General features: G+C 64.5%; 21 protein-coding genes. 11 read left to right on the forward strand and 10 right to left on the reverse strand.

The features are described from left to right. The first annotated feature begins 42 nt into the window (after nt 1–42). From flgE to ABIC76_RS06340, 9 genes are all read left to right on the forward strand, one after another. Nucleotides 43–1,251: a flagellar hook protein FlgE gene (flgE, locus tag ABIC76_RS06300; RefSeq protein ID WP_102065419.1), complete on the forward strand. Its 1,209-nt coding sequence runs from the start codon at nt 43–45 to the stop codon at nt 1,249–1,251. Between the two features lie 45 nt (nt 1,252–1,296). After that, complete coding sequence (gene flgF, locus ABIC76_RS06305; protein ID WP_354533357.1) at nt 1,297–2,034, forward strand: flagellar basal-body rod protein FlgF; 738 nt, start codon at nt 1,297–1,299, stop codon at nt 2,032–2,034. Nucleotides 2,035–2,074: 40 nt separating this feature from the next. Then, nucleotides 2,075–2,857, forward strand: a complete 783-nt coding sequence (gene flgG, locus ABIC76_RS06310; RefSeq protein WP_009240010.1) for a flagellar basal-body rod protein FlgG — start codon at nt 2,075–2,077, stop codon at nt 2,855–2,857. A gap of 34 nt (nt 2,858–2,891) precedes the next feature. Further along, nucleotides 2,892–3,626, forward strand: coding sequence for a flagellar basal body L-ring protein FlgH (locus tag ABIC76_RS06315; protein WP_102065418.1), 735 nt, complete (start codon nt 2,892–2,894; stop codon nt 3,624–3,626). A 10-nt stretch (nt 3,627–3,636) separates the two neighbouring features. Beyond that, complete coding sequence (locus tag ABIC76_RS06320) at nt 3,637–4,755, forward strand: flagellar basal body P-ring protein FlgI (RefSeq protein ID WP_354533358.1); 1,119 nt, start codon at nt 3,637–3,639, stop codon at nt 4,753–4,755. 16 nt (nt 4,756–4,771) lie between these two features. Next, nucleotides 4,772–5,857 (forward strand): flagellar assembly peptidoglycan hydrolase FlgJ, encoded by a 1,086-nt coding sequence (gene flgJ / locus ABIC76_RS06325; protein WP_354533359.1) that lies wholly within the window; start codon nt 4,772–4,774, stop codon nt 5,855–5,857. Between the two features lie 115 nt (nt 5,858–5,972). Continuing rightward, nucleotides 5,973–7,907: a flagellar hook-associated protein FlgK gene (gene flgK, locus ABIC76_RS06330; protein ID WP_343548585.1), complete on the forward strand. Its 1,935-nt coding sequence runs from the start codon at nt 5,973–5,975 to the stop codon at nt 7,905–7,907. A 65-nt stretch (nt 7,908–7,972) separates the two neighbouring features. After that, nucleotides 7,973–8,932, forward strand: a complete 960-nt coding sequence (gene flgL, locus ABIC76_RS06335; RefSeq protein WP_354533360.1) for a flagellar hook-associated protein FlgL — start codon at nt 7,973–7,975, stop codon at nt 8,930–8,932. Between the two features lie 67 nt (nt 8,933–8,999). Then, entirely contained in the window at nt 9,000–9,743 is a 744-nt protein-coding gene (locus tag ABIC76_RS06340; RefSeq protein ID WP_316874635.1) for a YoaK family protein, read from the forward strand. Nucleotides 9,744–9,757: 14 nt separating this feature from the next. On the opposite strand, the gene ABIC76_RS06345 is transcribed toward ABIC76_RS06340, so the two are convergent. The 9 genes from ABIC76_RS06345 to fliL form a co-directional block, all read right to left on the reverse strand. Beyond that, nucleotides 9,758–10,420 carry a hypothetical protein gene (locus tag ABIC76_RS06345; RefSeq protein ID WP_354533361.1) on the reverse strand — a complete coding sequence of 221 codons (663 nt, stop codon included), beginning with the start codon at nt 10,418–10,420 and terminating at the stop codon, nt 9,758–9,760. Continuing rightward, on the reverse strand, nt 10,420–11,148 hold the full coding sequence (locus tag ABIC76_RS06350; protein ID WP_009240003.1) for a 3-ketoacyl-ACP reductase FabG2: 729 nt from the start codon (nt 11,146–11,148) through the stop codon (nt 10,420–10,422). Before ABIC76_RS06350 ends, ABIC76_RS06345 begins: the two co-directional genes overlap by 1 nt. A gap of 85 nt (nt 11,149–11,233) precedes the next feature. Then, on the reverse strand, nt 11,234–12,028 hold the full coding sequence (gene fliR / locus ABIC76_RS06355; RefSeq protein ID WP_065855877.1) for a flagellar biosynthetic protein FliR: 795 nt from the start codon (nt 12,026–12,028) through the stop codon (nt 11,234–11,236). A 31-nt stretch (nt 12,029–12,059) separates the two neighbouring features. Beyond that, nucleotides 12,060–12,329 carry a flagellar biosynthesis protein FliQ gene (gene fliQ, locus ABIC76_RS06360; protein ID WP_004631435.1) on the reverse strand — a complete coding sequence of 90 codons (270 nt, stop codon included), beginning with the start codon at nt 12,327–12,329 and terminating at the stop codon, nt 12,060–12,062. Nucleotides 12,330–12,348: 19 nt separating this feature from the next. Next, nucleotides 12,349–13,098 (reverse strand): flagellar type III secretion system pore protein FliP, encoded by a 750-nt coding sequence (gene fliP / locus ABIC76_RS06365; protein WP_354533362.1) that lies wholly within the window; start codon nt 13,096–13,098, stop codon nt 12,349–12,351. Then, the gene (gene fliO / locus ABIC76_RS06370) at nt 13,095–13,496 is read right to left on the reverse strand and encodes a flagellar biosynthetic protein FliO (RefSeq protein WP_027679874.1); all 402 of its coding nucleotides are present in this window, start codon (nt 13,494–13,496) and stop codon (nt 13,095–13,097) included. Before fliO ends, fliP begins: the two co-directional genes overlap by 4 nt. A 74-nt stretch (nt 13,497–13,570) precedes the next feature. Further along, complete coding sequence (gene fliN, locus ABIC76_RS06375; RefSeq protein WP_102065410.1) at nt 13,571–14,038, reverse strand: flagellar motor switch protein FliN; 468 nt, start codon at nt 14,036–14,038, stop codon at nt 13,571–13,573. Then, complete coding sequence (gene fliM, locus ABIC76_RS06380; RefSeq protein ID WP_354533363.1) at nt 14,028–15,038, reverse strand: flagellar motor switch protein FliM; 1,011 nt, start codon at nt 15,036–15,038, stop codon at nt 14,028–14,030. The genes fliN and fliM overlap by 11 nt, the downstream gene beginning before the upstream one ends. Before the next feature lies 1 nt (nt 15,039). After that, on the reverse strand, nt 15,040–15,537 hold the full coding sequence (gene fliL, locus ABIC76_RS06385; RefSeq protein ID WP_102065408.1) for a flagellar basal body-associated protein FliL: 498 nt from the start codon (nt 15,535–15,537) through the stop codon (nt 15,040–15,042). Between the two features lie 510 nt (nt 15,538–16,047). Between fliL and ABIC76_RS06390 the strand changes: the two genes are divergently transcribed. Beyond that, nucleotides 16,048–17,784, forward strand: a complete 1,737-nt coding sequence (locus ABIC76_RS06390) for a sensor domain-containing protein (protein ID WP_354533558.1) — start codon at nt 16,048–16,050, stop codon at nt 17,782–17,784. Nucleotides 17,785–17,918: 134 nt separating this feature from the next. Here the strand turns inward: ABIC76_RS06390 and ABIC76_RS06395 are convergent, their stop codons facing one another. Continuing rightward, nucleotides 17,919–18,554 carry a LuxR C-terminal-related transcriptional regulator gene (locus ABIC76_RS06395; protein WP_027679879.1) on the reverse strand — a complete coding sequence of 212 codons (636 nt, stop codon included), beginning with the start codon at nt 18,552–18,554 and terminating at the stop codon, nt 17,919–17,921. Nucleotides 18,555–18,960: 406 nt separating this feature from the next. Between ABIC76_RS06395 and ABIC76_RS06400 the strand changes: the two genes are divergently transcribed. After that, nucleotides 18,961–19,782 (forward strand): flagellin N-terminal helical domain-containing protein, encoded by an 822-nt coding sequence (locus tag ABIC76_RS06400; RefSeq protein WP_102065407.1) that lies wholly within the window; start codon nt 18,961–18,963, stop codon nt 19,780–19,782. The last annotated feature ends 106 nt before the right edge of the window (nt 19,783–19,888 follow it).

Raw genomic sequence — 19,888 nt, forward strand, 5'->3', positions numbered from 1 at the left:
TGCGGGCAGACCCCGCGCTTTTATCTTCTACGGGAGAACACAATGGGATTCCAGCAAGGCCTGAGCGGTCTCGATGCCGCCGCTGCCAACCTCGACGTGATCGGCAGCAACGTGGCAAACGCCAACACTGTCGGCTACAAGAAATCGACCGCCGAATTTGGCGACGTGTACGCGCGTTCGCTGGTCGGTGCATCCGACAACCAGATCGGCCAGGGCGTGAGCGTGACCAAGGTGTCGCAGTCGTTCACGCAGGGCAATGTGACCAACACCGGCAACCCGCTGGACATCGCGATCAACGGCACGGGTTTCTACCGCATGGTCGATGCGTCCAGCGGCCAGGTGTCGTACACGCGTAATGGTCAGTTCCAGACCGACAAGAACGGCTACATCATCTCGGCAACCGGCCAGAACCTGACCGGCTACGGCGTGGATTCCACCGGCAAGGTCAACACCGCCGTGCTGACCAACCTGAAGATTCCCGTCAACGACCTGGCGCCGCTGGCCACCACCAACACCGCATTCGGTGTGAACCTGGATGCCGCGGCCACGGTGCCGACCACCACGCCGTTCTCGGCCACCAACTCGGCCACGTTCAACCACTCCGTTTCGGAGCAGGTGTACGACGGCACGGGCACGGCCCACATGCTGACCAACTACTACGTGCGTACCGCCGCTGGCTGGGACGTGTACTCGCAGGTGGATGGCAACAACCCGACGGGCGGCAACCCGGTGACGTCGCTCACGTTCAACAGCAGCGGCCAGCTCACCTCGTCGCCCAGCAAGGTCAACGTGGCCTTTGGCGGCATGAGCATCGCCACCATGGATTTCACGGGCACCACGCAGTACGGCGGCGGCTACAACGATACCGCCCCGGGCGTGACGCAAGACGGTTACGCCACCGGCCGCCTGGCCAGCTACGCGGTTGGTACCGATGGCACCGTCACCGCGCGCTACTCCAACGGCCGCACCTCGACGCTGGGCCAGATCGCCATGGCCAACTTCAAGGCACCGGAAGGTCTGCAGAACATCGGCGGCAACCAGTGGGTGGAAACGTCCAACTCGGGCGCGCCGAACCTGGGCACGCCGGGCATGGGGTCGTTTGGCCTGCTGCAGTCGTCGGCGGTGGAGCAATCCAACGTGGACCTGTCTGCCGAGCTGGTCAACATGATCATTGCGCAGCGTTCGTACCAAGCCAACGCGCAGACCATCAAGACGCAGGACACCATCCTGCAGACGCTGGTGACGATGTAATCGTCGTTGCCTGAAGCTGACTGACCGCACACCAAGGACACTCGCATGGACCGCTCGATCTACGTGTCGATGACTGGCGTAAAGCACCTGTTTGACCAACAGGCTGCCAGCGCCAACAACCTCGCCAACGCCAGCACCACCGGCTTCAAGGCGCAGATCGATGCGTTCCATACGGTGGGCGTGCAAGGCGATGGCTCGCCCACGCGCAGCTACGTGATGGCCTCGGCCATCGGTACGGACCTCGCGCCCGGCCCGATCGAGACCACCGGCCGCAGCCTGGACGTGGCCATCGACGGCCCCGGCTTCTTTGCCGTGCAGACGCCGGAAGGCGGCGAGGCTTACACCCGCGCCGGCGCCTTTCAACTGGGCCCGGACGGCACGATCCAGACGCTCTCCGGCCAGCCCGTGCTGGGCGATGGCGGCCCGATTACGCTGCCGCCCGACACCACGGTGCAGTTTGCCAAGGACGGCACGGTCAACGCGATCAGCGCCGACAGCCGTACGCCGCCGGTGTCGCTGGGCCGCCTGAAACTGGTGAACATCGAGCCGTCGAACATCGACCGCGGCGCCGACGGCCTGTTCCGCCAGCGCGACGGCCAGGACGCCGACGTGGATGAAAAAGTCCGCATCACCGGCGGGGCGCTGGAGGGCAGCAACGTCAACCTGACCGACTCGCTGGTCAACATGATTGCCATCTCGCGCCAGCTCGAAATGCAGATGAAATCGCTGCATACGAGCGACACGAATGCCCAGTCGGCCAATGAACTGCTGCGCCACGCCTGAACGGCCGGCGCATTGAATTGAATCAACCAAGGACTCGAACATGATTCGCTCCCTGTGGATTTCCAAAACCGGGATGGACGCCCAGCAATCGCAGCTGGATGTCATCTCGAACAACCTGGCGAACGTCAACACGACGGGCTTCAAGCGCTCGCGCGCCGTGTTCGAAGACTTGCTGTATCAGAACGTGCGCGAGCCGGGAGCCCAGTCGTCGCAACAGACCACGCTGCCTTCGGGCATGCAGATCGGTACCGGTACGCGCATCGTCGCCACCGAGCGTCTGCACACGCAGGGCAACCTGCAGCAGACCGGCAACTCGACCGACGTGGCCATCAACGGCAACGGCTTCTTCCAGGTGCAGATGCCCGACGGCACGCTGGCCTACACGCGTGACGGCAGCTTCCAGATCAACGCGCAGGGCCAGCTGGTGACTTCCAGCGGCTACCCAGTCCAGCCGGCCGTGACGGTGCCGCAGAACGCCACCAGCCTGACGATCGGCAAGGACGGCGTTGTGACGGTCACCACGCCCGGCACGGTCAACAACACGCAGGTGGGCACGTTCCAGCTGGCGAACTTCATCAATCCGGCCGGCCTGCGCAGCATGGGCGAAAACCTGTACGCCGAAACCGAAGCGTCGGGCACGGCCAACCTGGCCAACCCGGGCTCGAACGGCGTGGGCGCGCTCAACCAGAACTACGTTGAAACGTCGAACGTGAACGTGGTGGAAGAAATGGTCAACATGATCCAGACGCAGCGCGCGTACGAGATCAACAGCAAGTCGGTCCAGACCTCGGACCAGATGCTGGAGAAGCTGTCGCAGCTCTAAGCTGGGGCGGCGTTGTTTTTAAGGAAGTTTTGCGATGCATACCCCCCCGGTTTACTCGCTCACGCACAGCGGCCGCGCCGTGCGTATCGTTCGATTGGCTGTGCTTGGCACGGCCGCCTTGCTCGCTACGGCGTGCGGCATGCTGCCGCCGCCGGCCCCGATCGTGCAAGGCCCGACAACCGCGCGCCCGCCGATGCCGGTGATGGCGCCGCGTCAGAACGGGGCGATTTACCAGGAAGTGGCATCGGGCAGCGGTGGTTTTCGCGGCATGTTCGAAGACCGCCGCGCACACATGGTGGGCGACACGATCACCATCGTGATTACCGAGAACACGGCGGCCAGCAAGCAGACTTCGGGCAGCGTCAATCGCACAGGCAGCATGACGGCTTCCGTGCCGACGTTTGCGGGCATGAACCCGGGTGTGCTGTCGCTGCTGGGTGTGTCGGCCAGCGACGCGAACAAGTTCGACAGCAAGGGCGCCAACGGTGCGCAGAACAACTTCACGGCCACGATTACCGTCACGGTCGTGGAAGTGCTGGGCAACGGCAACTTGGTAGTCAGCGGCGAGAAGCAGATGGCCGTGGGCCAGGGCACCGAGTCGATCAAGTTCTCGGGCGTGGTCAACCCCACCACCGTCAACAATCAAAACACCGTGCTGTCCACCCAGGTGGCGGACGCACGCATGGAATATCGCGGCACGGGCTATGTGGCCGAAGCCCAGCAGATGGGCTGGTTGTCGCGGTTCTTCCTGACCGTGTCACCGTTCTGAGGGATCAGCCATGACTTTGCATCGACTCATCGGCGCGGCCCTGGTGGCACTGAGCGCAATTTCAGCGGTTGTTCCGATCACGGCACACGCCGATCGCATCAAGGATCTGACCACCGTTGCCGGCGTGCGCGACAACGCGCTGATCGGCTACGGCCTTGTCGTCGGCCTGGACGGCAGCGGCGACCAGACCACGCAGACGCCGTTCACGGTCCAGAGCTTCAACAACATGCTCACGCAGTTCGGCATCAATGTGCCGGCCGGCGCGAGCATCCAGCTCAAGAACACCGCCGCCGTGGTGGTGACGGCCACGCTGCCGGCGTTCGTGCGGCCCGGCCAGACCATCGACGTGACGGTGTCGTCCATCGGTAACGCCAAGAGCCTGCGCGGCGGCACGCTGCTGCTCACGCCGCTCAAGGGCGTGGACGGCCAGCTCTACGCATTGGCACAGGGCAACGTGGTGATTGGCGGCGCAGGCGCATCGGCCAATGGCAGCAAGGTGCAGATCAACCAGCTGGGCGCCGGCCGTATCGCCAATGGTGCGACGGTGGAGCGTGCCGTGCAGGCCACCGTGGGCGAGGCGGGCAGCATCCAGCTCGATACAGGCACGACCGATTTCGGCACCGTGCAGAACATCGTCACCGCCATCAACAAGCAGTTCGGCACGGATACGGCGCAAGCCGCCGACGGCCGCACGATCAACGTGCGCGCACCGGCGCTGGCGTCGGACCGCGTGGGCTTTCTGGCCAAGCTGCAGAACATTGACGTCACGCCGGCGCTGGCCGCGGCACGCGTGGTGGTCAACGCTCGCACGGGCTCGGTGGTGATGAACCAGCTGGTCAAGCTCGAGCCCTGCGCGGTGGCGCACGGCAGCCTGTCCGTCACCATCAGCACGGACCCGGTGGTGAGCCAGCCGGCGCCGTTCTCGCAAGGGCAGACGGTGGCGGGGGCGCGCTCGAACATCGAGGTCAAGCAGCAAGGCGGCAGCCTCATCAACGTGAAGGGCGGCACCAACCTGGCGGACGTGGTCAAGGCCATCAACGCGATTGGCGCCAACCCGCAAGACCTCATCTCGATCCTGCAGGCGATGAAGGCGGCCAACGCGCTGCGCGCCGACCTGGAAATCATCTGACGCTGCGGAGGCCACGATGAACCAAACCGACCTCACCAGCCGCCTGGCGCTCGATTCCCGAGGGTTCGAGTCGCTCAAGCAAACGGCACGTACGGACCCGACCGGCGCCGCCAAGACCGTCGCCAAGCAGTTCGACGCGATCTTCGTGAACATGATGCTCAAGCAGATGCGCGATGCATCGCCGCAGAACGGGCCGCTCGATTCGTCGTCGAGCAAGATGTACACGTCGATGCTCGACCAGCAGCTTTCGCAGACTATGGCCTCGCGCGGCGTGGGCGTGGCAGACCAGCTTCTGAAGCAGATGCTGCGTCAGGCCAACCATGTGAACACGGATGCGGGTGGCAAGGTGAATACCGCGCTGTCCAACACGACGGCCACGAATACTGCGCTGCCGGGCGCTGCGGGTGCCACGAACGATGCCGCCAAGGCCATCGCCCGTTCGTCGCTCAACAGCATGGCCGCAGCCGTTGCGCCGGGCACGGAAGACGACGGCTCGGGCATCAGCACCGTGCCGCGCCCGGGCCTGGAAGAGCGCGTGCAGCGTGCGCTGGCCGCCCTGCGCAAGCAGGCGGATGCCCAGGCGCAGACGCCGAGCGCGCCGCCCGAGGTCGATCTGTCGACGGTGGCATCGGAGCCGCGCGGCGACCGCATGAGCAGCTTCTACAACAAGCTGATCGGCCACGCATCGCAGGCCGCGCAGGAAACCGGTATTCCGGCCAACTTCATGATCGGCCATGCCGCGCTGGAGTCCGGCTGGGGCCGCCGCGAGATCAAGGCAAAGGACGGCACGAACACGCACAACCTGTTCGGCATCAAGGCCGGCGGTTCGTGGGCAGGCAAGACCGCCACGGTGACCACCACCGAATACATCGGCGGCGTCGCCCACAAGGTGCAGGAGAAATTCCGCGCCTACAGCTCGTACGCCGAGGCGTTCAAGGATTACGCCAACCTGTTGGCCAACAACCCGCGCTACAGCAACGTCGTGGCAGCCGGCAACGGCAACGATGCGGCGTCGTTCGCCAAGGGTTTGCAGCGCGCAGGCTACGCCACCGACCCGAACTACGCCCACAAGATCATGGCGGTCATCAAGCAGATCGTTTAAGTGATTTAAAAAGCATATTTTGGCAACATCGGCCGGCTCAAGTTTGTTCTTGTCCGGCCGATGTTGTTTTTAGAGCTTATTTCGGCGGCTTCGTGCTGCCCGCACCGAGACAACTATGAGCAGCTCCCTTCTGAATATTGGCGCGTCGGGCCTGCGGGTGGCCGATATCAACCTGCAGGTGACCGGCAACAACATCGCCAACGCCAGCACGCCCGGTTATTCGCGCCAGGAAGCCGTGCAGACGGAAAACATTCCGCTGTACGCCGGCGTGGGCTATCTCGGCCAGGGCGCCAACGTCACGACCGTCAAGCGCATCTACGACCAGTTTCTGACCGCGCAGGTGCAAAGCGGCCAGGCCTCGACCAGCGCGGCCGACCAGCTCAACAGCCTGGTGTCGGGCCTGAGCAAGTACATGTCGGACAGCAACAGCGGCCTGACGTCGTCGCTCACCAGCTTCTTCAATGCCGCCGATGGCCTGGCCTCCAAGCCGTCGGACACCACCGCGCGCCAGGTTTTCCTGAACGCCGCCGCTGGCCTGCAAAGCCGCTTCAATTCGATTGCCGGCCAGCTGAGTTCGCTCAACAGCCAGGTCAACACGCAGGTGCAGACGCAGATCAGCTCGGTCAACGGCACCGCGCAGCAGATCGCCTCGTTGAACGACCAGATTTCCAAGGCGGAAGCATCGACCGGCCAGCCGGCCAATGATTTGCGCGATCAGCGCGACCAGCTTGTCCAGACGCTCAATCAGTCGATCAAGGCCAGCGTGGTGCAGACCGGCGACGGCCAGTTCAACATCTACGTGGGCAACGGCCAGGCGCTGGTGCAGGGCAACCAGAGCTACCAGCTGACGGCGGTGCCGTCGCAGTACGACCCGACGCAACTGTCGGTGGGCTACAAGAGCCCGGGCGGCACGGTCAACATCGACGACAGCCAGCTCGGCGGCGGTGCGCTGGGCGGCCTGATGGACTTCCGCAACAACACGCTCATTCCGGCGCAGAACAGCCTGGGCCGCCTGGCCACGGCCGTGGCGGCCGACGTGAATGCGCAGAACAAGCTCGGCATGGACGCCAACGGCAAGATGGGCACGGACCTCTTCTCCGTGGCCAGCCCGAGCGTCGCGCCCAGCACGAACAACACCGGCACCGGCTCGCTGACTGCCAGCATCACCAACGCCAATGCGGGGCAGGGCTACGACTACCAGGTCAAGTACCAGGGCGGCGCCTACACCGTTTCGCACTATCCGGACGGCTCCGCCTCCGTGACGGTGACGAGTTGGCCGACCACGATTGACGGCGTCACGCTCAACCTGTCGGGCACGATGAACAGCGGCGACTCCTTCCTGGTGCGCCCGACCGCCAACGCGGCCGCCACCATGCAGACGCTCACCACCGACTACCACGACGTGGCCGCGGCCTCGCCGGTGGTGCTCAACCAGGGCAGCAACAACACGGGCAGCGCCTCGGTGTCGTCGCTGGGCGTGGACAGCACGTATGCCGGCTCGCCGCTCACGTCGCCGATCAACCTGACGTACAGCTCGGCCGTTGGCGGCTCGCTGTCGGGGTTCCCGGGCAGCGTCACGGTGACGGTGGGCGGCACGTCGACCACGTACACCGGCGGCACGGCACCCTACACCCAGGGCGCGACGTACGCGTTCAACGGCGTGCAGATGACGCTGTCGGGTTCGCCCGGCAACGGTGATACGTTCGCCATTTCGGCCAATACCGCCAACAGCACGGACAACCGCAACGCCAGCGCGCTGGCCAAGCTGCGCAACAGCAATCTGCTGGACGGCGGCACGACCTCGATCGGCTCGGCGTGGAACAACCTCGTCACCCAGGTGGGTGTGCAGGCCAACCGCGCCAGCACCAACCTGACCTCGCAGAAGGCGCTGCTGGCCAGTTCCACGCAACAGCAGCAGTCGGTGTCGGGCGTGAACCTGGATGACGAGGCGATGAACCTCATGAAGTATCAGCAGGCCTACCAGGCTTCGGCCAAGGTGATGCAGACGGCCAATTCGCTGTTCGACAGCCTGCTGTCGATTGCCGGCTGATCGGGCGACTGAAGAAAACGCCCCGCCTGCCGATAACGTCCTAAAGCCCTTCGTCCGGACCGATCATGCGAGTCAGTAGCGCCCAATTCTTTGCCGCGTCTTCCGCTTCGATGCAGAACACGCAATCGAACCTGCTCACGCTGCAGCAGCAGATTGCGAGCGGCATCGCGCTCAACAGCGCGGGCGACAACCCCAGCGCGTTTGGCCAGATGGCGCAACTGCAGCAAACGCAGGACGCCAACGACCAATACCAGTCCAACCGTGACACCACCGACGCACGCCTGACCAGCGTGTCTTCGGCGCTGACCAACCTGGTGACCACGCTGCAGCAGGGCAAGCAGACATTGGTGGGCGCCAACACCTCGCTGATGACGGATTCGCAACGCATCGGCGTGCTGGCGCAGGTCAAGCAGCAGTATCAGCAGCTGCTGTCGACGGCCAACCAGCGCGATGCCTCGGGCGTGGCCCTGTTTGGTGGCGCCAACGGCACGACCGATCCGTTCACCAACACCAGTGGCTCCGTGCAGTACGTGGGCAGCGGCCAGCCGCCGGTGGTGCAGGTCTCGCAGAACATCTCGATGCCGAATTCGGTGTCGGGCGATTCGGTGTTCGTGCGCATCCCCAACACGGATCCGTCCAACCCGAACGCCAACCAGAGCATCTTCAAGACGTACGAGAACCTGATCACCGCGCTGTCGACCCCGATCAATGCGGCCACGCAGGCCACCGACGTCGCGAACCTGCAAAAGGCCGTGCAGACGGCGCAGGGCAATCTGGACAACGCCTATCAGGTCGCCCTGCAAGCGCAGGTGACGGTGGGCACGCAGCAAGCGCAGATCACCACGCTCAACAGCAGCGGCTCGAACTACGGCGAGCAGTTGAAGGAGCAGATCTCGAAGCTGCAATCGGTGGATTACACCAGCGCCATCTCGCAGTTCTCGCAGCAGCAGGTGTCGCTGCAGGCCGCGCAGAAGACGTTCACGGCCATGCAGGGCATGTCGCTGTTCCAGTACATCAATCCTTGATGCGGCGCGGGCCGGCGGTCGGAGGGCGCGGCGTATCATGTCGGCTCACCTACCGTCAGGACTGGTCATGCCCATCCAGTATCTTCGCCGCCTGACCAGCCCGGAACGCTCGGAAGACGCCAACCGGCGCCTCGGTCAGTCACTGGCCTTTGTGGCGGGCGCCGCCAACGCGGGCGGATTCCTCGCCGTCAAGCAATACACCTCGCACATGTCCGGCATCGTCTCGGCGATCGCCGACGACCTCGTGCTGGGCGACGTAGTCCTTGTGTTGGCGGGTTTTGCTTCGCTGCTGGCGTTTCTGTGCGGCGCGGCGTGTACCGCGGTGCTCGTCAACTGGGGGCGCCGCCGCAGCACGCAGAGCGAATTCGCGCTGCCGCTCATGCTGGAGGCCGCGCTGCTGCTGCTCTTCGGCCTGATGGGCACAACGCTCGGGCAATACCGCGTCGTGTTCGTGCCGGCCACCGTCGCGCTGCTGTGCTTCCTGATGGGGCTGCAGAACGCCATCATCACCAAGATCTCGAAGGCGGAAATCCGCACCACACACGTGACCGGTCTGGCCACCGACATCGGCATCGAAATCGGCAAGGCGCTGTATTGGAACCATGGGCATCACAATCTGCCCGCCGTGGTGGCCAACCGGCCCAAGCTGCGTCTGCTGGCGTCCTTGCTCGGGATGTTCTTCGTGGGCGGCGTGGTCGGTGCGTTGGGCTTCCGGCACCTCGGCTACACGGCCACGATTCCGCTGGCGTCGATTCTGATGCTGCTGGCGGTGGTGCCGGTGGTGGATGATCTGCTGGCGCGACGTCGGTAGCGAACAGGCGCCCGTCAGCGCAGCAGCAGGCCGATCGCAATCGCGCAGCCCAGCACGATCAGCCACGGCACTGCCGTTCGGACGACCACGGTGCGCAGCCAGTCTGCGTCATTCGCGCGGCGCGCGGAGCGGATGAGCCCGCCCGCCAGCAAGACTTCGAACGCTGCTTCCGACAACAGCATGGGCCCTTGCGTGTAGAAGTACGTGAGCACGCCAAGCGATGCGGCCACCACCGCCACAACCACCGCAATCACGATCGCCAGCGGCAGGAATTCGTCCGCCGAAGCCAGTCCTTCGGCCACGGCGTCCGCACCGCCCCCGCCACCGCCCGGCAGCGGAAGATCGAACGCGAGGTCCACCGCCACGTCGGCGGTGTCGACGGCCCACTCGCTGTGCTCGCGCGGCACCTGGCGCTGTTGCGTAAATCCGGCGTAGGCGAGCCAAAGCTTGAAGGCGGCGAGCATGGCCAGCCAGGCGGCCACCGTTGCCACGCCATACCGCACCGGTGGCGCATCGAGCCCCGCCATGCGCAGCAGCTTGTTGCACGCCACACCCCACGCCAGCGACCACAGCACGATCAGGGCGACATGCATGCGCAGCGCGAAGCGGCTCGCCAGTCGGCGCGTGAAGTGATGCTTGAGCGGGGGCGCGGCGCCCAGCGGCGCGGCCTTGCGCATCACACCATCCCGCCATTCACGCCAATCACCTGCCGCGTGACGTACGACGCCGCATCCGACATCAGGAAGCCGACCACCGCGGCCACTTCGGCAGGCTGTCCCACCCGCTGCATCGGGACGGCCTGCAGGGCTTGGTCTACGTGTTCCATGTGGGCGAGCATGTCCGTTTCGATCAGCCCGGGTGCGACACAGTTGACGGTGATCTTGCGCGACGCAAGCTCGACGGCCAGCGCCTTGGTTGCACCGATCAACCCGGCCTTGGCGGCGCTGTAGTTGACCTGCCCGCGATTGCCCATCACCCCGGAGACGGACGCGATGGTGACGATGCGCCCGCCTTTGCGCGCCCGCACCATCGGCATGGTGAGCGGATGGACGACGTTGTAGAAGCCATCGAGACCGGTCTCGAGGACGATGTCCCAGTCTTCGTCGGTCAGGGCGGGGAAGGCAGCGTCGCGGGTGACGCCTGCACACAGGACGATGCCGTAGTAGGCGCCGTGGGCTTCAACGTCGGCGTCGAGCTGGGTGCGACAGGCGGCGCGGTCGCGCACGTCGAACTGCAGCACGCGGGCGCTGCCCTTGTTTGCTTGGATGTCTGCGACGATGGCGTCGGCCTCGGCACGGCCGCTGCGGCAATGCACGGACACGTCAAACCCGTCGGAGGCGAGCTGGTAGGCGATGGCGCGGCCAATGCCGCGGCTGGCACCCGTCACAAGAACGCGGCGGCTCATGTGGTGAGACTCCCTTGAAGATCGGTCGGCGGAATACCGCGATCATCGCATGCGCGGCAGGCGTTGCTGCGGCAGCGCGCGCTGCCTATCGAGGCAGGGTGCTGAACTGGCTGAACGCCCGCCCACCCAGATCCAGCGCATCCATCACCGAGCGCTCCACCACCGGCGCCAGCGACGTCATCATCACCATGACGAGCATCAGCCCGACCACCAGTGTGGCGGCGATACCCACGGCAAACGGGTTGAGCGCCTGCGCCGTGCGGGACAGCACGGCAAAGCCGAGGTTGACGATCATCATGATCGCGATGATGGGCAGGGCGATGCGCAGGGCCAGCGCAAAGACGATCGTGCCGCCGCCGGCCAGCGTCTGCCAGCCCGGATTGCCCAGCGGCGCCGCCGAGACGGGCAGGGCGGTAAAGCTGTCGAACAGGGCGTGCAGCAGCACGAGATGGCCGTCGCCGGCAATGAAGGCGGTGACAGCCGTGAGGCTGAGGAAGCGGCCCAGCAGCATGCTGCTTTCGGTTTGCGTCGGGTCGAGCAACGAGGCAAAGCCGAGGCCCATCTGCACCGACATCACCTCGCCCGCGCCGCTGACGGCCGAGAATACGAGCTGCACACAGAAGCCCAGCGCCAGCCCGATCAACACCTGCACCAGCGTGATCCACAGCCCTTCATAGGAGCCCACCGACACGCCCGCGGGCACCGGCAGCATGGGCGCCAACGCCACCGTGATGACCACGCCGAAGGCCACCTTGATCGACGTCGGGATCTCGGTATTGGCAAACGGCGGTGCAATGGCGATGAACGCCAGCACGCGCACGAGCGGCCACCAGTACATGGCGATCCAGCCGTTGAGCTGCGTGGCGGTGAATTGGATCATCGTGGATTGCGGCTGCGTCAGCTTGCTGACGTCAATTCACGTAGTTGGGAATGTTGGTCAGCACGCCGCGCGTGTAGTCGACGATTACCGCGACGATCCACGGGCCGGCCAGCACCATCGTGGCAGCCACGGCCAGCAGCTTGGGGATGAACGACAGCGTCTGCTCGTTGAGCTGCGTGGCAGCCTGGAACACCGCCACCAGCAGGCCGACGACGAGCGACACCAGCAACATCGGCGCGCCCACCATCATGGCGACCTGCATGGCCTGACGGGCCATATCGAGAACGTACTCGGGTGTCATGTCGGTTTCCTATCGACGCTCATTGCACAAAGCTCTGGGCCAGCGAGCCCAGCAGCAGGTGCCAGCCATCCACCAGCACGAACAGCATGATCTTGAACGGCAGCGAGAAGATCGACGGCGTGACCATCATCATCCCCATCGACATCAGTACGGCCGCCACCACGATGTCGATCACCAGGAACGGGATGAAGATGGCAAACCCGATCTGGAACGCGCTCTTCAGCTCGCTGGTGACGAAGGCCGGGATGAGCGCACGCATGGGCGTTTGCTCCGGCGAGGCGATGGCCGGCATGTTGCCCATCTTGACGAATAGGGCCAGATCCGGCTCGCGCGTCTGCTTGAGCATGAACTGGCGCAGCGGCGTGGCGGCCGTGTCCATGGCCTGCTCGACGGTGATCTTGTTGTCACGCAGCGGCACGTAGGCGTCGGTGTACACCTTGTCGAGCACCGGCGACATGACGAAGAACGTGAGGAACAGCGCCAGCCCGATCAGCACCTGGTTGGGCGGCGTGGTTTGCGTGCCGAGCGCATGGCGCAGCAGCGACAGCACGATGATGATGCGCGTGAAGCTGCTCATCATCAGGATGATGGCCGGCAGAAACCCGAGCGACGTCAGGAAGACCAGCGTCTGCACGGGCAGGGAATAGCTCTGGCCGCCGGCGGTGCCCGTGAGTAGCGGCAGACCGGGTTGCGCCTGTGCGAACACGGCGGGCGCAGCGCCCAGCAGCGCCAAGGCCATCAGGCAACGGAGGAAGGTGCGCACGTTCATTCCGACTTCCCCGTCAGGTGACGCTTGAGCTGGATGGACAGTGCATCGGCAAAGCGGGGCGGCTTGCTCGGGCCGGACGTGCCGTCGCCGGATGGGTCGTCCGGCGTGGAGGCGGCTTCAGCGGGGCGCGGCAGCGTGTGGAGTGTCTGCACGTGCTGCTGCGTGACGCCCAGCACGAGCCATGTGCCTTCCACATCGACGACGACGACCTTTTCGCGGGCGCCCAGCATCTGCTGTGCGACCACGGTGATCACCTGGCCGCGGCGCCGGCCCAGGCCTGCGGGGCCCATGCCCGCGCGCTGCTGCAGGCGGCGCAACAGCCAGCCGGCCGCCACGATCATCGCCAACACTACAAACAGCCCGCCTAGGGTGCGGGCCCAATCCACTGCATGGTTCATTTCAACACCTTGCCCGGGGGGAGCATTGGTAGCTGTCAGGGTGCCGATTGACGGCGCACTTATGTTGATGTGGCTTAACGGTTCAACTTACGGATACGTTCCGACGGCGTGATGATGTCGGTCAGGCGGATACCGAACTTCTCGTTGACCACCACCACTTCACCTTGGGCGATCAGGTACCCGTTGACAAGGACGTCCATCGGCTCACCGGCCAGCGCGTCGAGTTCCACCACCGAGCCTTGTGCAAGCTGCAGCAGGTTCTTGATGGGCACCTTGGTGCGACCCAGCTCCACCGTCAACTGCACGGGGATGTCCAGGATCATGTCGATGTCGTTGCGCTGGGGTGTGCCCAGGCCGTCGGCCGTCAGGGGCTTGAACACCGGGCTGGCCTCTGTGGCGGCTGCCGCGGGCGGGTTGGCAACCGGGTTCGGGTTGGCGGCAGCGCGCTGGGCTGCTTCCAGGGCCATGGCCTCTTCCATCGTCATCTCGACATCGACGTCGTCGGCGTTGGCTTCGGGGTTCATGGTCGGTTCAGTTGTCATCGTCAGACTCCGTGGCAGCGTCGCTGCCGCTCATATTCAGCATGCGGTTGACCCGCAGCGCGTATTGGCCGTTGAACGTGCCGTAGTTGCATTCCATGACGGGCACGCCGTCTACCTTGGCGGTCACGCTGTCATCCAGCTCCAGCGGAATGACGTCGCCCACCTTCATGTTCAGGATGTCGGACACCTGCACCTTCGCCGTCGCGAGGTCGGCAATCAGTTCCACCTCGGCGGTCTGCACCTGTTGCGACAGCAGCCGCAGCCAGCGCTTGTCCACTTCCAGCGCTTCGCCCTGGATGGCGGAAGTCAGCCGGTCGCGGATCGGCTCGATCATCGTGTAGGGCATGCAGATATGCACGTCGCCGCCGTTGTTGCCCAGCTCGATGCTGAAGCTGGTGGTGACCACCACTTCATTGGGCGTGGCCACGTTGGCGAACTCGGTGTGCATTTCCATGCGCAAGAATTCGAAATCGATCGGGTAGACCGGCTGCCACGCCTTGGCGTAGTGCTCGAAGACGAGGTGCAGCATGCGCTGGATGATGCGCTGCTCGACGTCCGTAAAGTCGCGGCCTTCCACGCGCATGTGGAATCGACCGTCACCGCCGAACAGGTTGTCGACCACCAGGAAGATCAGGTTGGGGTCGAACACGAACAGCGCCGTGCCGCGCAGCGGCTTGACGTGCACCAGGTTGAGCGAGGTCGGCACCACCAAGTTGCGGATGAACTCGCTGTACTTCTGCACCTTCACCGGCCCGACGGAGATCTCCGCGTTGCGCCGCATGAAGTTGAACAGCCCGATGCGCCAGTTGCGCGCGAACCGCTCGTTGATGATTTCCAGCGTGGGCATGCGCCCACGGACGATGCGCTCCTGCGAGCCCAGGTTGTACGAGCGTATGCCCGAGGGATCGGCGGCTTCGACGGGGTCGTCGTCCGCGTCATCGGACACACCCTTCAGGAGCGCGTCGATTTCCTCCTGGGAAAGAAACTCTTCCTTGAGCATGTCACTGGATCACAAAGTTGGTGAACAAGACATCCGCCACCGGCGATTCCTTGCCGACAGCCTTGAAGACGTGTTCGCTGAGTTCAACGATTTCCTTGGCGAGCTTGACCTTGCCGTCGGCCGGGTACAGCTCGGTGGGCGTCTTGCTGGCGAGCAACATCAGGACCTTGCTGCGCAGCTCGGGCGTATAGGTCTTGATCTCTTCTTCGGCATGCTTGTCGAAGCTCTTGAACGTGATGCCGATCTGCAGGTAGCGATCATTGCCCTCTTCGGGCTGCAGGTTGACGGTCAGGGTTTCCATGGCCACGAACACCGGCTGTTTCGGCTTGGGCGGTGCGGCGGGGCCGGATGCGGCGTGATTGCCGCCTCCGAGGAAGAACCAGGCAGCGGCGCCGCCCATGCCGACGAGCACGAGCACGATCAGGATGATCAGCAGCAGCTTGGTGGAGCCGCCCTTTGCAGGGGCGGGGGCAGTAGTGGCGGCAGCGGCTTCGGCCATGGGGATCACTCGGGGACTGGGGGGGTTGGCTTTCCCGGCTCCGTGGTGCGGGATCACGTTAAACAACGCAATGCACAGAGTCGGGTTCTCGGATGGCATTCTTCCCCACCTCTGTCCAGCTCATTCCAGCAAGAAACGCGGTCAATCCCGCTTATCTCGGGCGTTTGCGATACAGGCGGGGGCACGTCGGAATCACCAAAAGTAGTTTGAAGCGCACTTTTATAGGGCGAGCAGCCTTCGCCTAGTGCATTGCCAGCCGCACGGGCGCAGGGGAACGCCAAAAAGTGACGTTGGCCCGAAAGATTTGCCGGCGCTTGCCGTTGTAATGAAGGAAGGCGCCGGCACGTTCCGGCCCTGCATACCCGCGTTGCCTTGCCGGAAGCCGCCTTGAATTCCTTGCCCTTTTCCACCCGTGTTGACCTTGCGCTCGTCGATGCCGATGGCTTGCCGGCCGACTGTCCTGCGCGCGGCGCGCCGCCGGGCTTCTGCCCGAAGCTTGACCTGTTGTCGATGGTCAACGCGCTGACGGAGGGCATCCTCGTGTGCGGGGTGGATCGCCGCGTCACCTATGCCAACCCGAGTGCCGCACGGCTGCTCGGTTTGCCGGTGGACGCCCTGGTGGGGCGCCTGCTGCCTACGGTGGTGACTTCCGCCGTCGACGAATTCGACGCGTCCATCCACGAAGCCGACTGGCCCGATCAGGACGTGATCGCCGAAGGCCAGCCGCAGTTGAACCAGATTTTCGGAATGCACTGCGTGGATGGCCGCACGGTGTGGGTTTCCAGCAACTGGACGCCGCTGTATGCCGACGGCGGCCATTCGATGACGGCCACGCCGCGGGCCTCGGAAGCCGGTGCGACGCCCTATTCGGTGCTGGTGTCGCTGGTCGACATCACGCAGATCCGCGAAGCGCAGCAGCGCATCCGGCATCTGGCCACGCACGACACGCTGACCGGTTTGCTGAACCGTTCCGCGCTGGAAGATCGCCTGGAGCACGCGCTGGCGCTTGCCCGCCGCAACCGCTCGCGCGTCTCGGTCATGTTTCTTGACCTGGATCGCTTCAAGAACGTCAACGACACGCTGGGCCACCAGTTTGGCGACATGCTGCTGCGTGAAGTGGCAGCCCGCCTGCAGGCCTGCGCGCGTGAAGCCGACACTGTGGCGCGCCTGGGCGGCGATGAATTTGTCGTCATGCTCGAAGCGCTCGATGGCCTGGGCACGCGGCGCGTGGCCGAGCGCATCCTCTCGGCCATCAGCGCGCCGTTCCATATCGAAGGGCAGGAGCTGTATCTGGGCGTGTCGATCGGCATTGCCGTGGCACCGCACGACGGCGACGATCCGAACACGCTGCTGCGCAAGGCCGACGCCGCCATGTACCTGGCCAAGGAGCGCGGGCGCAACAACTTCCAGACCTTCACCAGCGACCTGGACGATCGCGTCTCGCGCCGCTTCCGCATTGAATCGGGCCTGCGCCGCGCGAGCGACCGCAACGAGTTTTACGCCGACTACCAGCCGCGTGTGGATGTGCGCAGCGGCCGCATCGTCAGCGTGGAAGCGCTTATCCGCTGGAACTCGGCCGATTTCGGCCGCATGATGCCGGGCCAGTTCATTCAGGATGCAGAAGAAACCGGCCTCATCGTCGAGATCGACCGCTGGATCCTGCGTGCCGCCTGCGACCAGCTTGCACGCTGGCGCCGCATCGGGCTGCCGGACTTGCGCATGTCGATCAACCTGTCGGGCCAGGCATTCAGTTCCGGGCAGCTGAGCGGCATGGTGCGTGGCGCGCTTTCGACCAGCGGCTTGCCCGGCAACGCGGTCGAGCTGGAGATGACCGAAGGCATTCTGATTCGCGACGATCCGTCCTTGCATGCGCTGCTGACCGAGCTGCGGGCGATGGGGGTGTCGCTGGCGCTGGACGATTTCGGCACTGGATATTCATCGCTGTCGTATCTGCACCGCTTCCCGATCGATACGCTGAAGATCGACCGGTCGTTCGTGCAGGACCTGCCGCACGTGGCCGAGCGCGCGGCCATCACGCGGGCCATCATCATGATGGCCCAGGCCATGGGCATGAAGACCGTGGCCGAAGGCGTGGAGACCACCGGCCAGCTTGAATTCCTGCGCGAAGTCGGCTGCGACGAGTTTCAGGGCTATCTGCTGACGCGGCCGCTGGAACCGTCAGCGGTGCAGGACCTCGTGCGCGAGAACGCCCGCCGCTACGGCGAGCGTGTCCCGCGATTTCTATAAGTCTTCAGTTTATTTAGGATGCCCCGGAAAGCGTAGCGAGCGGCCCGAGGTTGGTGGGAGACGCGCAGCCGTACATGGGTACGGCGAGCATCGCACCACCAAGATCGGGTCGCGCAGTAGCTTTACGGGACACCCTAGATCTGCAGGCCGTTGCTGACGACGTACATGGTCAGCTCGGCGTTGTTGCGCAGCTTCATCTTTGAGAGCACGCGCCCCCGATACACGCTTACTGTCTTGACACTGATCTGCAGTGCCTCGGCAATCTCGCCGAGCGTGCGGCCGGAGCCCAGCATGCGCAGCGTCTGGAATTCGCGGTCGGAGAGGATGTCGTGGCGTGGCTTGTCCCAGTCGACGTTCAGGTTGTCGGCCAGGACTTCCACGAGATCCGAAGGCAAGTACTTCTTGCCCTTGGAGATGGCGTTGACGGCCGCCAGCAGCTGCGGCTGGCTGGCGTCCATCGGCAGATAGCCGGCGGCGCCCGCCTTGAGCGCTCGCACGGCCAGCAGCGCCTCAGGGTGCCGGCCCAGTGCCAGCACCGCCAGGCGGGCATGCTGCTGACGCACGGACTTGATCGTCTGGAATTCGTCTCCGGTGGCCGATTCCACCGAGAAGAGCATGACGTCCCACTCGCGCTGGGCGAGGAGGTCGTTGTTGGCATCGCGCAGGTCCGGCACGGCCTCGATCTGGCGGGCCAGGCGCGAATCCTTGAGGATCTGGCGCAGGCCGACACGGGCGATATCGTGCGGTTCGACGATCAGGACATTGAGCATGGTGGGTGTTGCGGGTCAAACGCGGGCTCGCTTCGAGCTCTTCTTTCCGCCGGCAGGCCTTGGGCCGACTGGCGGGCTTGCAACTCCCCATCTGTGCCGTGTGTGGCGCTCTATATAGAGAGATGCAGGCGCCTATGAACTGGTCGAACGAGTATAGCCGAGGGCCTGCCGGCCAAGAAGCAGGCGCACCGCCTCTTTTGGAGGGGTGTCGGAAGTCAGGCGGCCGCAAGCCCAAACCGCCGCCGACGCACAAATTTGTCAAGGCGACCCTAAACTTTCCTCAGAGGCCACCGATAACCTGAGTACAACGCAGACCTGATCCCCTTCAAGTTGCAGGTCACGTTGCCCGGCCTAGCCGGAATTAGCAAACACGGGCAACAAACCATCGGGAAACTTAGGAGCCGTCATGTCCCTCAGCCTCAATACCAACATCTCGTCCCTGCAAACGCAGCAAGCTCTGTCGCAATCGCAGTCCGCTCTGCAAACGTCGCTGCAACGTCTGTCGACCGGCCTGCGTGTGAACAGCGCGAAGGACGATGCCGCTGCTTACGCTGTGGCTTCCAGCCTGACGACCACGCTGAACTCGCAAACCCAAGGTATCCAGAACGCCAACAACGCACAGTCGTACCTGCAAACGGCCGACTCGTACCTGGGCCAGGTTGAAAACAACCTGCAACGTATGCGCCAACTGGCTGTGGAAGCCAACAACGGCGGTCTGTCGACCACCGACCAGGCCAACCTGGACAAGGAATACCAACAGCTGGCCACGGCCAACAAGAACATCGAGACCAACGCCAACTACAACGGCGCCAAGCTGTTCGACGGCTCGGTCACCTCGACCACGTTCCAATACGGCCAAAACTCGGCGACCGACGTCGCTACCGTGACCAACGCCAACCTGGCCAGCTTCGGTACGCTGTCGAGCACGAGCGTGACCTCGACCGCCAACGCAACGGCAGCCCAGGCCAAGATCGACGCCGACCTGGCCAGCCTGAAGGCAGCTCGCGCTGACCTGGGTGCACAGCAAAGCGGTCTGAGCTCGACGATCAACACGCTGACCTCGTCGAACACCGCCCTGTCGGCTGCAAAGTCGGCCATGGTCGATACCGACTACGCTTCGGAAACGTCGAACATGACCCGTCAGAACATCCTGCAGCAAGCGGGTACGGCGATGCTGGCGCAAGCCAACTCGGCACCGAACAGCATCCTGAGCCTGCTGAAGGGCTAATCAGGCAGTTGGATGCAGTCCAGCCGCTCCGGCGGTTGGGCCAAGGGCCGGCGCTCCTCGGAGCGTCGGCCTTTTTTCATTGGTCTTTCATTGGTCGGATACCCCC

This window comes from Ralstonia sp. 1138 (genome assembly GCF_040544795.1).
GTDB lineage: Bacteria > Pseudomonadota > Gammaproteobacteria > Burkholderiales > Burkholderiaceae > Ralstonia > Ralstonia flatus.